This is a genomic window from Terriglobus aquaticus (genome assembly GCF_025685415.1).
GTDB lineage: Bacteria > Acidobacteriota > Terriglobia > Terriglobales > Acidobacteriaceae > Terriglobus > Terriglobus aquaticus.
The window spans coordinates 2966899-2985472 of the sequence record NZ_JAGSYB010000001.1 but is presented as its reverse complement, the minus strand read 5'-3'; the positions used below and the strand labels follow the sequence as shown (position 1 = coordinate 2985472).

Here is an 18574-nt window from a genome sequence, read left to right as displayed (position 1 = left end):
CAGAGCCACCATGTACACCGTTACACATAGACGAAGTCCTTGCGCTGCATTCGCGTGATCAGATTCAGCCATTGATCGGACGGCATCTGCCAAATCACTTTGCTGGTTCTTTCGCGCGTTTTCGCAAACTCGAATCCAATGGTCGCTGTGCCCTGCGGATTGAGAATGTCTAGCCAACGCGTAATCCGAGAAACGTTGATCCAGCGACGCCGTACTCGGATGCCTAGAAGGCGTTCTTCAACTCCGATCACCCAGCGTTCAAAGATGATCTTTCGCGTAACTAGCTGACGCAGGAGCGCTCTGACTGCAAAGACGCCTGTGAACAACAAAAGATTCGAAAGGATGTCGTACAGAAAAGACCAACCCTGTTCCGAACGGGAGAGCCAAAGAAAAAAGAAATAACCGGCATATAGAACACACGATGCGCTTACGGAAGATGCAATGATCACCGCAATTGCGTTGTTCCGAGCAGGCACATGTAGCCGGAGTTCTGACTCTCCCTCTTCTAGATAAAGCCAGTCACCCACGATCCGATTGAAGCAGAAAGGCCGCCCTTGCGGGCGGCCTTTCTTGTTGTTGCGCGAAGCGCGTTTGCAGTAGTTAGTCGCCGGCTACGAGCTCGTCGTTCTTTACTTCGGTGACGACTTCGGCCTTGGGGGCGGGCTTGATGCCGCCGAGGCCGCCGATTTCGCCGAGGGCGACGAAGCCGGGCTGTTCCTGTTCCTTCAGGATTTCCTTGCGGTACAGCTTGGCCATGCGGGCGTTCTCGGCTTCCTGCTTCAGCTTTGCGTCGCGGGCGCGGATCTTCTCTTCGCGCGCGTTCTTGGCGATGCCGGACTTGTCGAACGTGTCGTTAGCGGCAGCGTCCACGTGGGCCTGGTTCAGGACGAGGTCGTACTTCTCCTGCTTCTCGATCGCAACCTGCTTGCCACCGGCGAAGATCTCGTGACGGCCGTGCTCCTCGTACCACTTGGTGAGGGTCGACGTCATGTGCATCTTCTCAATGATGTTGCGCCAGCCCACACCGGTGTTGTACGCGCAGAAGCTGATCTCGCCTTCCTGCGTGGCGTAGGGGATGATGCACTGCTCGGTGCGGCGGAAGTCGTAGTTGAACAGGTCCTGGAACCACATGCCGGCGATAAAGAGGAAGTTCCAGCGGTCGGCGCGGCGCTTCTCGATGTCGGCCTGGGTGCGGTCCGCGGTGACCTTGCCGTAGTTGCGGCCGGTCGCGCCGAAGCACTTATCGAACTTCTGCAGGAGGTCCATGATGCGGAAGTGCGTGGGAGCCTTGGCGGGGTCGTAGTTGCGCAGCAGCGCGAGCGACACACCGAGGATCGAGAGGAACTTGCCGCGGGCGGCATCGTTCACCTTGGCCACGTCCTTGGCAAGACGGTCGGCGTTCAGGAAGGCAGTGACGGGCACAGCTTCCTTGGTTTCCTTGTCGATCATCAGCGCCATGCCGATGCCGCAGTTCGGGTGGCAACCGCAGGAGAGCTGGCCCCAGTCGTGGTCCGGTCCGTGGACCAGGTCGGCCCAATCGCTGAAGGTGGACATGAAGCTGATGGGGAACCAGTCGCGGGTGGACTCGCCCAGGCCGGTCTGGTTGCGGATGTCGTGCGCGAGGTGCGACAGCGTGTAGCGCTGTGCGGCGCGGCGCTCGTCGGAGACCGCCTCGTCACGGCCGGTGAACGAAACCGGCTGGAACGACAGGAAGTTGATCTTCTTGGGGTTGTCGAGCGCGAACTGGATGATGCGGCCGACCTGCTCGTTGTTGATGCCGTTGACGATGGTCGTGACGGGGACGATGTCCACACCGGCCTCGTGCAGGTTGTGGATTGCCTGCAGCTTCACGTCAAACGCGTTGCCGACTTTGCGGTGCGAGTTGGCAGCGTTGCCGATGCCGTCGAACTGCAGGTAGGCGTAACGCAGACCGGCTTCCGCGGCGGCCTTGGCGAATTCCTTCGACTTGGCGAACTCGATGCCGTTGGTCGCGGCCTGCACGGAGTTGTAACCGACCTTGCGGGCGTAGGCGACGGCGTCCAGGAAGTACGGGCTCAGCGTCGGCTCACCACCGGAGAACTGGACCGACATCTGGCGGCGCGGCTTGATCTGGATCGCGTTGTCCAGCATGGTCTTGATCTCGTCCCACGTGAGCTCGTGGACGAAGCCGACCTGGTTGGCGTCCATGAAGCACGGGTCGCACATCATGTTGCAGCGGTTGGTCAGATCGATGGTCAGGACCGAGCCGCGGCCGTGCGTGACGGTCGAGGTGCCGTGGTTGTGCAGCTTCTCGTCATTGTGGGCGCGGATGTCGCGGCCCGGGAATACGCGCTCGAGGTGCTCCATCATCGGCGGATCGATCGACATGACGTCTTCGAAGTGGCCGTGGATCGGGCAGTCCTTCACCATCAGGATCTGGCCGTCGCGCTCGATGATCTGCGCCTTGATTTCGCCGACCTTCTCGTTCAGCAGGATCTCGTGAGGCAGCTTGCCGTCGACGATCTGCTGGCGGATCTCCGGGATGCACTTGGGGCAGAGCGAATCGGTAGTGCGGGGCCAGCCGAGGGGCGGCTTCTCCTTCTGGTAGCTCTTCAGCAGCGGCTTGTCGGACCACTTGGGCGTGAACGACGCATTCGGGCTGATGCTGTTCAGCTTTTCAAAAACCGACCAGCCGGCCTTTGCAACGACCGTGATCGACTTTTCCATGAACTTGGAGGCCTTGGCCATGATTTCTCCTGAGTGGTGCTGTTCCTGATTTGCGCGCTCCCCGGGTGTTGGGAAAGGAGCTGTCCGCCTGAGCTTAAGTGACAGAAGTGGGATGCGGAAGATGACCGCTTTGATTCGTCTCCGCTAACCCAAGCCGTCAGAAAACAACGGTTTACGCCTCCATGAGGCTACGCCCGCACGTCTGGCCGAGAGAGCGGTTTTCATTGAAATGCAATGCTCGGCAGCGAACGGGGAAAGTGCGGCGGCGAACGGGCAGGGGCCGGCTGCCGGAGCGCTGGATGCTACATTCGACGGGAATGACGAAACGGGCGGACTCTGCCAGCGTTGATTCCGCTCGGGCTGGTGCTGTGACACGGACGCCCCGCTTCACTGACACGCAGGCGTCCGTTCTGCTGGACCTGGTACGCGGCCTGGCTGCGGTCTTCGTGCTGCTGGAGCACTGGCGCAACATCCTCTTTGTCGACTTCCGCGATGTGGCGGCGCACCGGGTGCTGTGGGCGCCGGCGTACGTGGTGTCGTCGTGCGGTGTTGCAGCCGTGATGCTGTTCTTTGTGCTCAGCGGATACCTGGTGGGCGGCAGCGCCATGCGCATGTTCCGGCAGGGTACCTGGAGCTGGCGGGAGTATCTGCTGCATCGCTTTGTGCGGCTCTGGATCGTGCTGCTGCCGGCGCTGCTGCTGTGCGCGCTGTTCGATACGGTCGGCCTCCACCTGCCGTTTGCGCAGGCGCTGTACCACGGGCTTTCCGACGATCACGTGATCCTGGATGTGACGGCGCACCGCAGCGTGTCGATCTTCCTGGGGAACCTGTTCTTTGTGCAGACGATTCGGGTTCCCACGTTTGGCTCCGCCGGTTCACTGTGGAGCCTAGCCAACGAGTTCTGGTACTACCTGCTGTTTCCGGCTGTGCTGCTCGTGTTTCGGCGCAGCACTGGGTTGCTGGCGCGGGTTGGGTATGCGCTGCTCATCGTGGCGATCTTCAAGTTCGTTGGTTGGGGCATTGGGCTCTCCGCGGCGGTGTGGGCTATGGGAGCGCTGCTGGCGTGGCTTCCGGCTCCGCGGTGGCCGGCCCGTTTAGGCGCGGTGATTCGCTGGAGCGCAGCGGTGCTCTACCTTCTTCCATTTCTCACCTTCAAGCGCTGGACCGTTGGTGTAAACCTGAGCAACTTCAGCCTTGGCGTGCTGACGACGCTGCTGCTGTGGACCATGCTGTCGGCGAACTCCGCCGCGACCGGCCACGCGTGGGAGCGGTTCGCGCGGTGGCTTTCCAGCTTCTCCTTCACGCTGTATCTCGTACACATTCCACTCTGTACTCTGCTGGCCGCGTGGTTTGTGCGGCAGGGGCGGTTCCAGCCTGGCTTGCGGAGCCTGCCCATTGCCATGGGTATTCTGCTGATCCTGATTACAGTGGCCGCGCTGTTGGCCAGGGTCACGGAGTACCGCACGAACGAGGCGCGGCTCTGGATCCAGCGACGGATCTTCCGGACGGCGTAGCCCCCGGAGCCGGCACCGGGTTTCGCCGCTTCGCACGGCCTCAATCCACCTGTTCAACACTGTGTCTTCCGGCTGCTGTATACCTTTGAGTTCGGAGAACTCCTAGGGTGCGCTCGACTGATCGTTCGTCCTGGCCTGCCGTTGCGTTGGCGGTGGCCTCGTTCTTTCCCGGATTGCAATGGGCAGCAGCTCAGGCGGCAACGCCGCAGGCGGGCAGCCCCGGTTTCAAGACCGCGCCCATGAAGGACGCTCCCGAGGGCAACAGCGAGCGCGGTACAGGTCGAAGCGCGGCGCAGTCCGAAGTAAGCAGCCCGGAGCGGACGGTGGGGCCGCAGCGCGATGGTTCGATTGTGGCTTCGAGCAACCAGGTGCTCACGCCGGCGGGCCGGCTGGTGGAGCTAGGATCGCCGGTGCGGGCCAAGGCGATCGCGCTCAATCCCGCCAAGGGTGCGCACACGGCGGCGGTGCTGCTGATGGGTTCGCCGGAGCCGATTCTGGTGATCGACACAGTGAGCGGGCAGGTGCTGCAGCGCTTCGTGCCGAGCGGCGAGGCTGGTGCTTCGGACAAGGATCGCAGCGCCGGTTCGTTCTCAGGCGTGACGTACTCGCCGGACGGATCGCGGCTCTTGTTCAGCCAGGACAATAACTATGTCTCCGTCGCCACAGTCGACCGCAAGACGGGTTTGCTGAGCCACGAGCAGAGGGTGACGTTGCCGGAGCCGCCGGCGGATGGCCGCACCTACCACAACGCCAAGGCGATCAACCCGGGCGGCATCGCGTTCTCGGCCGATGGCAAGCGCGCCTATGTTGCGCTGAACGCGGCCAACACGCTGGGCGTCATCGACCTGCAGGCAAGGCCGGCGAAGCTCGTCGTGCAAATCCCGATCGGCAATGTTCCGAACAGCGTGGTGGTGCACGGCAACTTTGCGTATGTGAGCAACGAGGGCGGCCGGCCTGCTACGCAAGGCGATTTCACCAACGACTCGGACGGTACGGCGATCGTGGTCGACCGCACGGATGCATTCACGCTGTCGGGCACGGTGTCAGTGGTTGACCTGACCACGGGCAAGCAGACAGCCTCGATCCCGGTCGGGCTGCACCCGGCGGGGATGACGATTGCGGGATCGCGGCTGTTCGTGGCCAACACGTACGGCGACAGCCTTTCGATCATCGACCTTGCGACGAATAAGGTGGTGCGCACCATCGACCTGAGCGTGCCGATTGCGGGAGGCACGTTTGGATCCGGGCCGAATGCAGTAGCGGTGACCGAGAGCGGCACGGCATACGTAACGCTGGGACAGGCGAACGCCGTCGCGGTCGTCGACCTGCAGGGGCGCGATGCCCACCCCGTGATCGGTTACATCCCGACCGCGTACTTCCCGACGTCGATCGCGTTTGACGCGGCGCGGAAACAGCTTGTGATCGCCGACGACAAGGGGCTGGGGTCGCGCGGCAAGACTACAACCAAGGACGGCGTGATCGGTTACAACACGCACGCCGACATGGGCGTGGTGAACCTGATTCCGGAACCGAATGCGGGCAGCCTGGCCGGGATGAGCCGGCAGGTGTTTCAGAACAACCACTGGGACCTGACCACCAACATCCAGGTCGGTCCGCAATTCGTGCAGCGCGATGCGAAGCCAGTGGCAATCCCGCGGCACATTGGCGAGCCGTCGCTGATTCAGCACGTGTTCCTGATCATCAAGGAGAACCGCACCTACGACCAGATGCTGGGCGACGTGCCGTGGGGCAATGGGGCGCCGGAACTGGCGATCTTCGCCTCCGGAGTACCAAACCAGCATGCGTTTGTGCAGCGCTTTCCGCTGCTGGACAACGTGTACGCGCCCAGCCGCCAGTCGGCCGACGGGCATCCGTGGATCGGCATGTCGGGGTCGTTCTATTCGAACGACATTCTCTCGCCCGACTGGATCCGGTCGTACCCCGGTGGCGAGGCGGAAGACGCCTTGACCAATACGCCGCGAGGCTTCCTGTGGACGGAGGTCGCGGCCAAGGGCATGACGGCGCGGCTGTACGGCGAGTGGAGCAGCGGGACCACGATCGACAAGAAGAAGGACGGCACCGCGTATACGTGGGCGGACTTCTGGAGGACCTCCTTGTGCAAGGAAGGGAAAGCGCCGGCGTCGGCGTGTGTCGTTCCCGATGGCGCGATCCACGTGAGTTCGGCAATCCCGTCGGCCGCGAAGATCATGGACCCGCACTTTCCGCCGTTCAACCTTGACATTCCTGACCAGTACCGCGCCGACTACTGGATTCAGCAGTTCAAGGAGATGGATGCACAGAACCAGGTGCCGAACCTGACGGTGCTTTGGCTGCCGGACGATCACACGGCGGGCACGTCCAAGGGGCATCCGTACCCGATCAACTACCAGGCCGACAACGACCTGGCGCTGGGCCGCATGGTGGACGCGATCAGTCACAGCAAGGTGTGGGGATCGTCGGCCATCTTTGTGGAGGAGGATGACTCGCAGGGCGGCACCGATCACGTGGACGGACACCGCCAGCCCGTATACGTCATCAGCCCGTACACCGCGGCTCCCGCCGCACCGGGCCGCGGAAAGACGATTCACACGACCTACACCGCGGAGAACATCAACCGGACCATCGAGAACATCCTGGGTGCCAAGCCGCTGACGCAGTTCGACCTGGTCGCGTCGCCCATGTTCGACGCCTTCCAGGACACCGCTGACCTGACGCCCTATACCGTCGTTCCCGCCACCATCCCGCTGGACCAGGGGCCGGACATCGAGCCGGGCAAGTTGACCAGCTTCTCGCCGGTAGAGAAGGAATGGCTGAAGGCAACAGGCAAGGTGATGAAGGGCAAGTATGACAAGGCCGACTCGGTCGACCCCAACTTCCTGAACCACGTGACCTGGTACGCGACCACCGGCTGGACCCGCCCCTATCCGGGCGAGGACAAGGTGCTGGCGCCGGGGCCGCTGGTGAAAGCCGCCATGAAGTACGGCGGCGATGATGACGATGACTAGCGTCGGCGCGTAACCGGGCACCAGTACAGGCTGCGGTTACGCATCGACGAAGGAGCGAGTCCATACGGCGTGTCTCTGCGTCTACGTAAGCAGGGTATTAGTGCGTATGCGCTCGCAATAACGCGCTACACTGAGCCTGTCTGTTTCTGTAACAACCTGGGAGGCGGCATCGGTGTGCCGGCGCGGAGGCCTTCGCAGCTTTCCGGGCACGTGCGCCGAGGTCGTTTGGGGAGCCATGTCGCGATGACAACAACAGAGCACTTCCGGAAGCGCGAGAGTTCGCCGTTGGCGAAGCTCCCGGGCGTGGCCGTGCTCTTGCTGTTTCTGCTGGCGTTTGTGGGGCAGGCGCTTCACAGCCACCTGCCGCCGCCGGTTCTCGCACATGCCGCCAGCCACGCGATCAGCGGAGAGTCGGATCGATCGGCCGCCCCTGTCGCCGACACCGCGGAGACCTGCTCGCTGTGCGTGGCGATGCAGTCCGCCGCTCCCAGCAGCGCCGGTCCGGCGGTCGGTGTTCTACCGGTGTGCCGCAGCACGGTCCTCGAACACGAAGTCATCGTCGAAAGCGAGCCGGTCGCTTTTGCGCGACTGAGCCGGCCGCCACCCACTCTCTCCAGGGCAGTTTGACCTCTGGCCCGCAGCGGGCCGACGACATTCCCCTACCCGGAGTGCAAAACGCGCACTCCCCCTTTTGAGAGAGGTATTTCATGCAACGATCGGGCTTCTTCCGATTCGCATCGCCGTCCCAGCTTCACCGAGCGCTGCTTGCTGTTGCGCCCATCACCCTGGCCATGGCCGCGGTGGCGCAGAGCACCTCCGGCGTGATTGCCGGCACAGCCAAGGACAGCACGGGCGCACTTGTGCCCAACGCAACGGTGACCCTGCAGAACCGGGGCAGCGGCTACAGCCGCACGGTTACGGCCGATGCCGCCGGCCGCTTCACCTTCACCAACATCCCGTTCGATGAGTACCAGCTTTCGGCAATGGGAGCGGGTCTGCAGGCCTCGGCGAAGCGCGTGCGGGTCTCGTCTGCCGTGCCGCTGGCGGTGGATGTGACGCTGGCAGTCGTTGGGTCCTCGACAACGGTAGACGTGGAGGCGACGCCCGACCTGACGGAGAGCGATCCGACCTTTCACACCGACGTGGACCGCGCGATGATCAGCCACCTGCCCACGGAGGGCGCTTCGTCGGAGTTGAGTTCGATCGTGACGCAGTTGACGCCGGGCGTTGCTGCGGATTCCAACGGCCTGCTGCACGGCCTGGGCGACCACAACGAGGTCTCGTTCTCGGTGGACGGACAGCCGATCACGGATCAGCAGAGCAAGGTGTTCAGCAACCAGTTGCCGGCGGACGCGGTGCAGTCGTTCGAGGTGATCGAGGGCGCACCGCCCGCGGAGTACGGCGACAAGACCAGCCTGGTAGTCGTGGTGACCACGCGATCCGGCCAGGGCATCACCAAGCCCACGGGCGAGGTGTCGTTCTCCTATGGAAGCTTCGGCACGAGCCATCTGCTGGCGAACATGGCGTGGGGCGGTCCCAAATGGGGCAACTTCATCACGGGCAGCGGACTTGAGAGCGGCCGGTTTCTGGACGCGCCGGAGTTCGTGGTGTACCACGACAAGGGCAACGAGGAGAACTTCTTCGACCGCATCGACGGGCAGTTCTCTGACGTGAGCTCGATGCACCTGAACCTGCAGTACACGCGGTCGCTGTTCCAGACGCCGAACAGTTACGACACGCAGTACGGCTTCCAACAGCAGGGTCTGACGACGGGCGCAACCGACCAGCGCTCCAAGATTGAAACGTACCTGTTTGCGCCAACGTACACGCGGGTGCTGAGCTCGGCCGCGGTGCTGAACTTCGCACCCTACATTCGCCACGACAGCTATCGTTACCTGCCCTCGGCAAACCTCTTGAACGACCTGGGCCCGATTCAGCAGGAGAGCGTTGGTCAGCAGCGTTCGCTGACCAACGCCGGCGTTCGCTCTGACGTGAGCTGGACCCTGGGGCACAACAGCCTGAAGTTCGGCGGCATGTACCAGCAGACTTTTCTGCGCGAGAACGATGTGCTTGGTCTGGTCGATTCCAACCTGAATGCGCCTTGCCTCGACGTCAATGGAAATCCGGCAAATGTCGGTCCCAACCAGTGCGCGACGGTCAACGCATCGAGCTTCTCGGCAAATCCGAATTACAGTCCGGTGCTGGCGCCGTATGACCTGACGCGCGGCGGTGGCACTTACATCTGGCACGGGCAGACGGATGTGAAGCAGCTTGCTCTGTATGCGCAGGACCAGCTCACCGCGGGCAACTGGCAGTTCAATTTCGGCGTGCGCGGCGACTTTTACAACGGCCTTGCGATCGACCGCCAGCCCGAGCCGCGCGCTGGCCTGAGCTACAACGTGAAGAAAACGGGCACCGTGCTGCGCCTGTCGTACGCCCGCACACAGGAAACACCGTTCAACGAAAACCTCGTACTCTCGGCGCACGGGTGCCTCGATCCTGTGCTGAATGCGGTGTTCACGGCAACGGCAGGGTACTGCAACCCTGCACCGTTCCGGCCGGGCTTCCGCAACGAGTTCCACGCGGGCTTCAGCCAGGCGATCGGATCGCACCTGGTGGTGAATGGCGAGTGGATCAGCAAGTACACCCACAACGGCTATGACTTCAGCGTGCTGGGTGCGACGCCAATCACGTTCCCGATCGAGTGGCACAACTCGAAGATTCCGGGCTACACGGCAAGCGCGACCCTGGCGGACGTCAAAGGCCTGACCGCACGGGTTGTCTTCTCGTCGGTTGCGGCGCGGTTCTTCAATCCGCAGATCGGCGGCGTGGGCGCGACGGTTGCCACCGGTGGTAGCACGCTGCCGTTCCGCATCGATCACGATGAGCGCGCGAACGCATCCACGTTCATCGAGTACCGCGTGCCGCGGCACAAGAACCTGTACTACTCGCTGAACTGGCGGTATGACTCGGGCCTGGTGGCAGGATCGGTACCTTGCTACAACGCCACGGGAGCCAACAGCGGATGCACCGGCTTCTCCACCGATGCGAACGGCAATCCGCTGGTGAACGCGAGCGGCCAGCCGCTGATCAACCTGAGCAGCCTGACCGCAGACGAGCAGTTCCAGGCCGGGCTGACCTGTGACGGCGTGCGTGCGACGCAGACGCAGGGCTTCACGGGCTGCGATGCCGCGGGTCTAACCTCCAAGCTGGTGTCCATCCCGGGCATCAACCAGGAAGACGACGACCACAACCCGCCACGTATCTCGCAGCGCAACCTGTTCGATATGGAGATGGGCGATGACGACCTGGTGCACTTCAGCGACCGTTACCACCTGGGCGCGCGGCTGACCGCGGTGAACGTGACGAACAAGTACGCGCTGTACAACTTCCTGTCCACGTTTAGCGGAACGCACTACGTGACTCCGCGCACGGTTACGGGCGAGATCGCGTTCCGGTTCTGACGACACCGCGGGCGAATGGAAAAGGCACGGCTCGCGCCGTGCCTTTTTCGTTTCTGGACTTCGTCGCCGGTCTACTTTGCGACGGCTTTCTTGCTGGCGGGTGCCTTCTTCGCCGTGGTCTTCTTTGCCGCCGCTGGCTTTGGCTTGGCTGCCGCTGACTTGACCGCTTTGGTGGCTGCGACCTTCTTCGCCGGCTTCTCGGTCTCGTCGCCTTCGCTGGACTCCGAGGCGTCGGCCGTGCCGTGCCGCTTGGCGAACAGGGCCTCAAGCTGCTGCAGCAACTGGCGGGTGTGCATGGGCTTTACCAGCATCTGGTCGGCGCCCATGCTATCCAGGGCTTCATCGTCCACGGGAAACGCGGTGAGCAGGGCGATGGCGGGCTGATAGGGCGCGGCCTTTGCGGCTTCGATGACCTCTTCGCCGGCGCGCTCGCCTTCCATGCGCATGTCGGTGATGACCATCTCGTATTCGCGGTGCTTGATGCGCGACTTGCCTTCGCGCGCGCTGGTGGCGGTGTCAACGTCAAAGCCGCTGATTTCGAGCACAGTTTTCAAGGTGAGTAGAACGGCGACTTCGTCGTCGACAAGGAGAATGCGGCGCTTCATCTAAGAAAAAATCCTCTCCGGTACGCCCGCGTCTTCCTGCGCGGGTACGTGGCAGCACTGCTGGGGCCAACAGCAGCATACTCCTCTTCCGCCGGGGCTGCGGCACGATTCCGGGCGGATTCGGCCTGTTTGGCGCTTAGGGGCGACTCGCGACGCCATCGAATTTGTTGTGCCCGGATGTATGATAAAGATTGCAGCGCCGCAGAATCTGCATCCGATAGAACGAGCAGATCAAGAGCGAGCAGCTGCGGAGGCGACTTATTCCACCGTTCAACGACAAGCGTTCCCAGAAGTCCTTTATACGTACCAACGAAAAGATTCGCGCGCGCGAAGTGCGTGTGATTGATGACAACGGCGAGCAGCTCGGGATCATGGCCCCGTTTGACGCGTTGAAGATTGCACGGGAGCGATCGCTGGACCTGGTTGAAATTTCACCCAATGCCGTTCCGCCGGTGTGCCGCATCCAGGACTATGGCAAGTTCCTCTATGAGAAGGACAAGTCCGAACGCGCCGCCCGCAAGAAGCAGAAGGTCATCACCATCAAGGAAGTGAAGTTCTCCGTGACGGTGGATGAGCACGATTACCAGACCAAGAAGAATCAGGCCGTTCGCTTCCTCTCAGAGGGTGACAAGGTCAAAGCTTCGCTGCGGTTCCGTGGCCGCCAGATGGCGCACCGCGACTTGGGCTACAAGATCATCAACCGCCTGATCATGGACATTGGCCAGACCGGCGTGGTCGAGTTCATGCCGCGCATGGAAGGCACCACGCTGCACGCCATCCTGGCGCCAAGCAAGAAGCAGGAAGCGCCCGCGCCCAAGAAGCAGGCCGCCGAGTCCGCACCTGCAGAGCCCGTGAACGCGTAACTTTCAGCCCGGCCTTGAACAGGACCACAGCACCCCGGCAATCTTTGCGGGCTCTGCCGTGGTCCTTGGTCGTTCTACGGCTGGCTCTGGCGCCGGGCATCGTGTGGGCTGCGGCATCCGGCCGGCCGGATGCTGTTCTCTCGGTCTGCGTCCTGATCGCTCTCCTCTCGGATATTTACGACGGTGTGATCGCTCGCCGGCTGGGCTGCGACACTCCCGCGATCCGCGTGGCGGATTCGCTGGTGGATACGGTGTTCTATCTGGGTGTGCTGGCTGCGCTGTGGCTGCGCAAGGCGGCGGTTGTTCGGCGTGAATGGCCGCTGCTCGCCATCCTGCTCACGCTGGAGTGTGTGCGCTACGTGGTGGACTTGCGGAAGTTCGGCAAGAGTTCCAGCTACCACTCGTACCTAGCCAAGACGTGGGGCCTGGTGATGGCGATCTCTCTGATCCTGGTTTTTGCCTTCAGCAGGGGCGGGCTCTTGCTCGGCATCGCCCTGGTTCTTGGAATCCTGTGCGATGTGGAAGGCCTGGCGATGTCCGCCATCCTGCCGCAATGGCAGCACGATGTAAAGACGATTCCGCGCGCACTTGCACTACGCCGAGCTATGTTGGCCGGCAAGTAGCCGTTAGCGAGCCGCCTTCAGCGGGACTGCTTCCAGAGCGTTCGCACGGGCATTGCTTTGGGCCAGGGCGGGTCGCGCCACGTGGAAGTTGCCGGTGGAGCGCACGTTGCCTGAGAGGCGTTTCTGCAGAACGAGGCGTGCTGCGTCCAGCAGGAATGCTGTGTACGAGAAGCGCAGACGTGTGAGGAACGAGATTTTCTTCATGCCAGTCCTTTCCATGACGAAACGGAAGACAGGCCGAGCGCGAGACTCTACAAGGGAAAACAGCTAACTTTGCACATGCGTTCGCTCGACCGTGGAAGATCTAACGGGAGCAACAACAGAGGTGTGCAAACGACTGCATTGAGTGGAGGCTACGCCGGAGCGGATGTGGTGTCAATGCATCGGAGCTGCATCTGCTGCGAACCGAGTGCATCTGCCATACAGGTCCGCAGTGGTGCGAGGCCGACGCATAGCGCGTACCCTGAAGTCTAAGCGGCGTGATCAGCTCGTCGCGCTGGGCAGCGCGCCATAGGAGATTGTGTGACCGATCGACCCGACTTCGATCCATCGACTCTCGTGATTCATTCCAACCGGAGCTACGAACGTCAATCGAACTCGATCCTGTTTCCCATCCATCAGACGGCAACCTACATTCACGAAACCGTGGGCGTAACCAAAGGCTACGGCTACAGCCGAGGCGCCAACCCGACCGTGAATGCGCTGGAACAGGCCATTGCCGCAATCGAGGGAACGCGCACGGCGCTGTGCTTCCGCTCCGGTATGTCGGCCATCACAACGCTGTGCCTGGGCCTGTTGCATGCCGGGGACCACGTCGTACTTTCTGAGGTGATTTATGGCGGCACTGCCCGCCTGTTTCACCAGGTGCTGACCCACTTCGGAGTGGAGTACACCTTTGCGGATACGGCCTCAGTGGAGGCCACGGAGCAGGCCTTTCGGCCGAACACGCGATTGCTGTTCATCGAGACTCCCGCGAATCCAACGCTACGCCTGTCGGATGTGCGTGCGCTGGCGGACCTGGCGCATTCGCGGGAGAACCTGCTGCTTGCGGTGGATAACACCTTCCTGACGCCCCTGCTGCAGGACTGCCTTTCACTCGGCGCGGACATCTCCATGCTGTCCACGACCAAGTACATCGACGGCCACAACGCTACGCTGGGTGGATCGCTTGCCTCGCACAATGAAGCGCTGATGGAACGTTTGCTGTACGTGCGGAAGATCATCGGAAGTATCCAGGCGCCCATGGACTCGTGGCTTGCGCTGCAGGGCGTGAAGACGCTGCCGGCGCGACTTGCCATGCATTGCGAGCACGCCATGAAGGTGGCGCAGTGGCTTGCCGCGCACCCGCGGATTGCGAAGGTGAACTATCCGGGGCTGCCGACGTTTCCGCAGATCGAGCTGGCGAAGAAGCAGCAGAAGGCGTTCGGAGGCATGCTGTCGTTCGAGCTGGACGCATCGCCGGAGCTGTCGCTGAAGTTCGTCGATGCACTGAAGCTGTGCACCTGCGCGGAGAGCCTGGGCAGCGTGGAAACCTTGATCACGCACCCTGCGACGGCGTCCCACTGCGATCTGTCGCTAGCGGAACGCGATCGGCTGGGCATTACCGACCGGCTCATCCGCCTGTCGGTGGGTCTGGAATCGCCCAAGGACCTGATCGCCGACTTCGAGCAGGCGTTCCAGACCGTGTTTGCGTGAGGAGTGCCGTGGCGAAGGATCTCGAACATAAGCAAGACTGGCGATCGAAGTTGAGCCAGCCACGTGCCGTGGAGCAGGGCGAGTTCCGTTCGCTCGCCGTGCCCGTCCATCGCGGATCGACCGTTGTCTTTCCCTCGCAGCAGGACATTCGCGAAGGCTGGCGCGATCACGCGGAGGGCGAGTACAGCTACGGCATCTATGGAACGCCCACGGCGCTGGAGCTGGCGGCGCGTATCGCCGACCTGGAAGGAGCGAGGCAAACCTTTCTGGTGGGAAGCGGCCAGTCCGCAATTGCTCTTATCTATTTGGCTTTCTGCGGCACGGGCAGCCACGTCCTGGTTCCCTCCAATGCGTACGGCCCCAATAAGGAGCTGGCCGCTGGCCTTCTCCAGCGCTGCGGTATCGAGGCGGAGGTGTATGAGCCGTCGCTGGGGGCGGGCATCGCAGGGCTGATCCGGAGCAGTACTTCGCTGGTTTGGTGCGAGAGCCCCGGGTCCATCACCATGGAAGTGCAGGACGTCCCAGCCATTGTTGCGGCAGCGCATGCCGCCGGCGTGCCGGTCGCGCTCGACAACACCTATGCGGCCGGCGTTTTATTCGACGCGTTCGCACACGGCGTGGACGTGAGCATGCAGGCGCTGACCAAGTACGCCGGAGGGCACGGCGACGTACTACTGGGGTCGGTCTCGGTCCGGGAGGAGAGCGCGTATACGCGCGTGGGCGACACGCACCGCGCGCTCGGTCTGACGGCGTCGCCCGACGATTGCAGCCTGGTGCTGCGGGGTTTGGAGACGCTCGCCATCCGGATGGACGCGATGGAGCGCTCGGCGTTGCGCATCGCGGAGTGGCTGGCCACACAGCCGGCCGTGGGACGTGTGCTGCATCCGGCGCTGCCGACCTGCGAAGGGCATGCCCTTTGGAAGCGAGACTTCAGCGGATCGGCCAGCATCTTCTCGGTGGTGTTTCGGGACGAGCTGCCGCAGGAATACGTCTTGCGGTTCGTCAACGCGCTGCAACGATTCAAGATCGGCTGGAGCTGGGGAGGAACGGTCAGCCTGGTGATGGCCTACCCGGGCCTGGATCGGCCGCGGTATGGCACCGGCTGCATCGTCCGCTTCCACGTTGGCCTGGAGCCGATCGAGAACCTGATCGAGGATCTGGAGCAAGCCCTAGCTGTGTGCTCAAGGGCGAGCTGACTGTCGGAACAGCGACGGTACGTGCGGAGTCGTTGCCTAGGCGCGTCTGCCGTAGCGGCTGACTACCCGCAGCTTCTCGCTGCTTAGAGTTTTCCTGGCCTGGGTGCGCGCGTGTGCGGCCCACGGCCCGATCGGATCCAGGCGGACGTACCGCATCCAGTGGCGCAGGGCGCGGCGGCGTTCGCCGGTGCGCTCATAGGCCAGGGCCAGGTTGTAATGAGCGTCGGCGTACTGCGGCGCCAGTTGGATCGCGCGCAGGTAGGCGTCGATGGCCTCGGGCAGGCGCTGCAGCTCGTCGAGCACGTTGCCCAGATCGAAGAAAGCGAGGGCGTAGTCCGGGTCGATCGCGGCTGCCCTGCGGTAGCACTGCTCGGCTTCGGCGAAGCGTTGCTGGTTGTACAGCAGCGTTCCTAGGTTCACGCTGGCCGGGGCGTGCGCGGGCCACAGGGCCAGCACTTCGCGATACAGGTCGGCGGCCGCGGCCACGGTGAGCGCACTCTCCTCCAGCAGCACCGCCTGCTGAAACAGGTCCTGCGCGCGGTTGAAAGGGTCGGCCCCTGCTTCGGACACAGCGGAAGGGTTCGCCACGGTGGGCATGCGCACCAGTTCGGGCGCGCCTGCGGCCGTCGCGGAACAGGCTTCGAAGTCGAAGCCGAATTGCTGCGTGAGCGGGTCAAGCAGGGCGCCGCCGTGCCGCACCACCAGGCGGGCACCGCTGCGCACGGTACGGCTTTCCTCCTGCTCGGCTTCTTCGCGAAGACAACTGCGCAGAGCCGCGGCCCATTGCCGCTCAGACCGGCCGGCCGGGCGCGATCCGCGCAAGGAGCGTAGGCGGCGCATGGCACCCATATCGCGCAGGGTGAAGCTGCCGTCCGGCTTTCGTAGCAGGCCGGCGCGCTGCCAGGCTGCGATCTGCTGTACCGGAATGCGCAGAATACGCGCGGCATCCGTCGAGGAGAAGCCGACTGTCAGGGTGTCTGCGGACATCGTTCTCCTCCCTTAGAGCGCAACGGATGGGTGCGCCGGCGCTGGAATACGCAATAGGATGCGTCTCCGCTGATGCGAGTATGCGGTGCATGCGCCAGCGGACTCAAGCGAGCGAAACGAGGGAAAACGAGAAAAGCGTGGATAACGCGGACCGGAATCGGCCGTGGCAGCACTTTGTTGCGGGTGCCCGCTTTGGGGTGAGGCATTAGGGGTTACGCAGGAGGGAAAAGAAGGTCTGCGCAGGTCAACCGCAAGGGAGGAGGAGCAGGATGTGCGTGGGGAGGACGGCACAGCCGACGAACGGACTTGAACCGTTGTTGCTGCGCGAGGATCTGGCCTAAGTGGAGCCGACGAACGGACTTGAACCGTTGACCTGCTGATTACGAATCAGCTGCTCTACCAACTGAGCTACGTCGGCCTCGTTTGCCATTCTACCGGAAAACTACCGGCTTGGCCGAGCTCTGGACGGTGCAGGCGCTCGTCCATGCACGCGTGCAGCTCGACCACGATTCCGGGCGCGAAAAAGCCGCCCGGCAACAGGGCGGCTTTTTCTTCAGGGAGAATAGTTCGGACGGAGGCAAAGCCATCTGAACTTTCTGGCGCAATCCTACGGTGCGGGTAGGGTCAAGTCAAGCATTTTTCGTAAGTGCTTGACTGCGTAGCGGTTGAGCCATTTTGGTTGCAATTGGGCGCAACGCGGCTACGCTCTTTGTTCGCCTTAGGACTGCAGCTTGCTGGGCCTTCCGCGAAGGTCCAGCTTGATGATCTCCGCGTCTTCCAGCGACGAGAGTGGCTTACCGCGAGCCTTGCGGATGAGCGCGCGACCGCCACCGAAGACCACGCCCAGCACTGCTGCCGCGGCGACGATGGTGAGCACCAGGATGATGATCTGTACGACCACGTTGCCGGTCCGGCTAATGGTGAACTGGTCGGCGTAGCCCTCCGGCTTGTTCCACGTGACCTCGGCGTTGTACTTCACAGCGTCGGCCAGCTTCTCAGCCTGCGCCTTGGTGAAGTCGCCGGTCACAAGCGCGACGATCGGTCCGGAGCGCCGCACGGTGGGCGAACCGGCGAGCATGCCGGGCGAAAGTGCACGATTCCCAATCGCCTTTTCCAGCGCATGCTGCGCTTCGCCCGCGATGGTCGGCGTGGGATAGAAGATGGAGGTCAGCAGACCGCTGCCGGCTCTGCCGGTGTAGCGCGCGGTGAGGATCTCCGGGCTCTTGGAGAAGTTCAGGACATCTGCGGGCAGCGTTCCACCTTCGGCGGCGTAGGTCGCCGGTCCAACAGCGTACCGCTCCGTTTCCGGCAGGAGGCCGGTCGCGGGCAGGCGCGTGGGCAGCAGCGGAGGGGCGCCCTTGGCGCCCAGCGGCTTGGGCAGCGAGGTCAGCAGATCGCTGAAAGAACCGGCAGAGACGGCGTGCGTCCCCGAGGGCGCGATGAGCACCAGCGTGTTGCCCTGCCAGAAGAGCAGGCGCCCGGCCGATACGGCGCAATTCGCGCCCAGCGAGTTGCCGCCGGCACAGGGCCGCATGGGCTCGCCGGTCGCTACGGCGCGCTTCAGCGTCCATCCGCTGTAGGCACCGGTGGAGTCGGTCATCTGCACGGCGGAGATGACTGCGGTGGCGCCATCGGCCGTGTAGGTCTTCGCGTCGGTGCGCTGAACGATCAGTTCCTTCGCGACGGCAGGGTCAAAGTTGAGCGCGTTATCGGCGGTGCCGGTCGCGTGCCACGGTCCGAAGCTGTCGGGCAACAGCGGTGCCGGCGGCATGGAGACGGTGGTTGCGGCCGGAGAGTTCGCCGGCGTCTGCGCAACCGCAGAGTGGGATGGGAGAGCCGCGGCAGCGAGGAGCGCCGAAGCTGGAACAAGAAAGAAGCGCCGCAAGCGAAGCATAGGGATAGGACTACCTGCGCGA

The 18574-nt window shown here is 63.2% G+C and carries 15 protein-coding genes and 1 tRNA gene; 9 read left to right on the top strand and 7 right to left on the bottom strand.

From position 1 onward, the window contains the following. Positions 1-20: 20 nt before the first annotated feature. On the bottom strand, positions 21-527 hold the full coding sequence (locus tag OHL12_RS12410) for a hypothetical protein (protein ID WP_263414131.1): 507 nt from the start codon (positions 525-527) through the stop codon (positions 21-23). A 73-nt stretch (positions 528-600) separates the two neighbouring features. After that, a complete protein-coding gene (locus OHL12_RS12405; protein ID WP_263414130.1) occupies positions 601-2727 on the bottom strand; it encodes a radical SAM protein in 2127 nt (708 codons plus the stop codon). Between the two features lie 347 nt (positions 2728-3074). Between OHL12_RS12405 and OHL12_RS12400 the strand changes: the two genes are divergently transcribed. From OHL12_RS12400 to OHL12_RS12385, 4 genes are all read left to right on the top strand, one after another. Continuing rightward, positions 3075-4220, top strand: a complete 1146-nt coding sequence (locus OHL12_RS12400; RefSeq protein WP_263414129.1) for an acyltransferase family protein — start codon at positions 3075-3077, stop codon at positions 4218-4220. 107 nt (positions 4221-4327) lie between these two features. Beyond that, the gene (locus OHL12_RS12395) at positions 4328-7225 is read left to right on the top strand and encodes a hypothetical protein (RefSeq protein WP_263414128.1); all 2898 of its coding nucleotides are present in this window, start codon (positions 4328-4330) and stop codon (positions 7223-7225) included. Positions 7226-7468: 243 nt separating this feature from the next. Further along, positions 7469-7852 carry a hypothetical protein gene (locus OHL12_RS12390; protein WP_263414127.1) on the top strand — a complete coding sequence of 128 codons (384 nt, stop codon included), beginning with the start codon at positions 7469-7471 and terminating at the stop codon, positions 7850-7852. A gap of 80 nt (positions 7853-7932) precedes the next feature. Continuing rightward, entirely contained in the window at positions 7933-10689 is a 2757-nt protein-coding gene (locus OHL12_RS12385) for a TonB-dependent receptor (RefSeq protein WP_263414126.1), read from the top strand. Between the two features lie 71 nt (positions 10690-10760). Here OHL12_RS12385 and OHL12_RS12380 read toward each other — a convergent pair whose 3' ends face one another. After that, positions 10761-11294 carry a response regulator gene (locus OHL12_RS12380; RefSeq protein WP_263414125.1) on the bottom strand — a complete coding sequence of 178 codons (534 nt, stop codon included), beginning with the start codon at positions 11292-11294 and terminating at the stop codon, positions 10761-10763. 230 nt (positions 11295-11524) lie between these two features. Here OHL12_RS12380 and infC point away from each other — a divergent pair, with 230 nt between their 5' ends. Together infC and OHL12_RS12370 are read left to right on the top strand one after the other, a co-directional pair. Beyond that, entirely contained in the window at positions 11525-12157 is a 633-nt protein-coding gene (infC, locus tag OHL12_RS12375) for a translation initiation factor IF-3 (RefSeq protein WP_317889838.1), read from the top strand. 14 nt (positions 12158-12171) lie between these two features. Next, complete coding sequence (locus tag OHL12_RS12370; protein WP_263414124.1) at positions 12172-12780, top strand: CDP-alcohol phosphatidyltransferase family protein; 609 nt, start codon at positions 12172-12174, stop codon at positions 12778-12780. A gap of 3 nt (positions 12781-12783) precedes the next feature. Here OHL12_RS12370 and OHL12_RS12365 read toward each other — a convergent pair whose 3' ends face one another. Continuing rightward, positions 12784-12984 carry a hypothetical protein gene (locus OHL12_RS12365; RefSeq protein ID WP_263414123.1) on the bottom strand — a complete coding sequence of 67 codons (201 nt, stop codon included), beginning with the start codon at positions 12982-12984 and terminating at the stop codon, positions 12784-12786. Between the two features lie 318 nt (positions 12985-13302). On the opposite strand from OHL12_RS12365, the gene OHL12_RS12360 reads away from it, so the two are divergent. After that, a complete protein-coding gene (locus tag OHL12_RS12360; RefSeq protein WP_263414122.1) occupies positions 13303-14475 on the top strand; it encodes a trans-sulfuration enzyme family protein in 1173 nt (390 codons plus the stop codon). Positions 14476-14483: 8 nt separating this feature from the next. Beyond that, positions 14484-15671 carry a cystathionine beta-lyase gene (locus OHL12_RS12355; protein WP_263414121.1) on the top strand — a complete coding sequence of 396 codons (1188 nt, stop codon included), beginning with the start codon at positions 14484-14486 and terminating at the stop codon, positions 15669-15671. A 36-nt stretch (positions 15672-15707) separates the two neighbouring features. On the opposite strand, the gene OHL12_RS12350 is transcribed toward OHL12_RS12355, so the two are convergent. Both OHL12_RS12350 and OHL12_RS12345 read right to left on the bottom strand, forming a co-directional pair. Beyond that, positions 15708-16658 (bottom strand): tetratricopeptide repeat protein, encoded by a 951-nt coding sequence (locus tag OHL12_RS12350; RefSeq protein WP_263414120.1) that lies wholly within the window; start codon positions 16656-16658, stop codon positions 15708-15710. A gap of 342 nt (positions 16659-17000) precedes the next feature. Further along, a tRNA-Thr gene (locus tag OHL12_RS12345) sits at positions 17001-17076 on the bottom strand. 32 nt (positions 17077-17108) lie between these two features. On the opposite strand from OHL12_RS12345, the gene OHL12_RS12340 reads away from it, so the two are divergent. Beyond that, positions 17109-17249 carry a hypothetical protein gene (locus OHL12_RS12340; protein ID WP_263414119.1) on the top strand — a complete coding sequence of 47 codons (141 nt, stop codon included), beginning with the start codon at positions 17109-17111 and terminating at the stop codon, positions 17247-17249. Between the two features lie 127 nt (positions 17250-17376). Here OHL12_RS12340 and OHL12_RS12335 read toward each other — a convergent pair whose 3' ends face one another. Continuing rightward, complete coding sequence (locus OHL12_RS12335) at positions 17377-18552, bottom strand: DUF6599 family protein (RefSeq protein WP_263414118.1); 1176 nt, start codon at positions 18550-18552, stop codon at positions 17377-17379. Positions 18553-18574 lie beyond the last annotated feature (22 nt).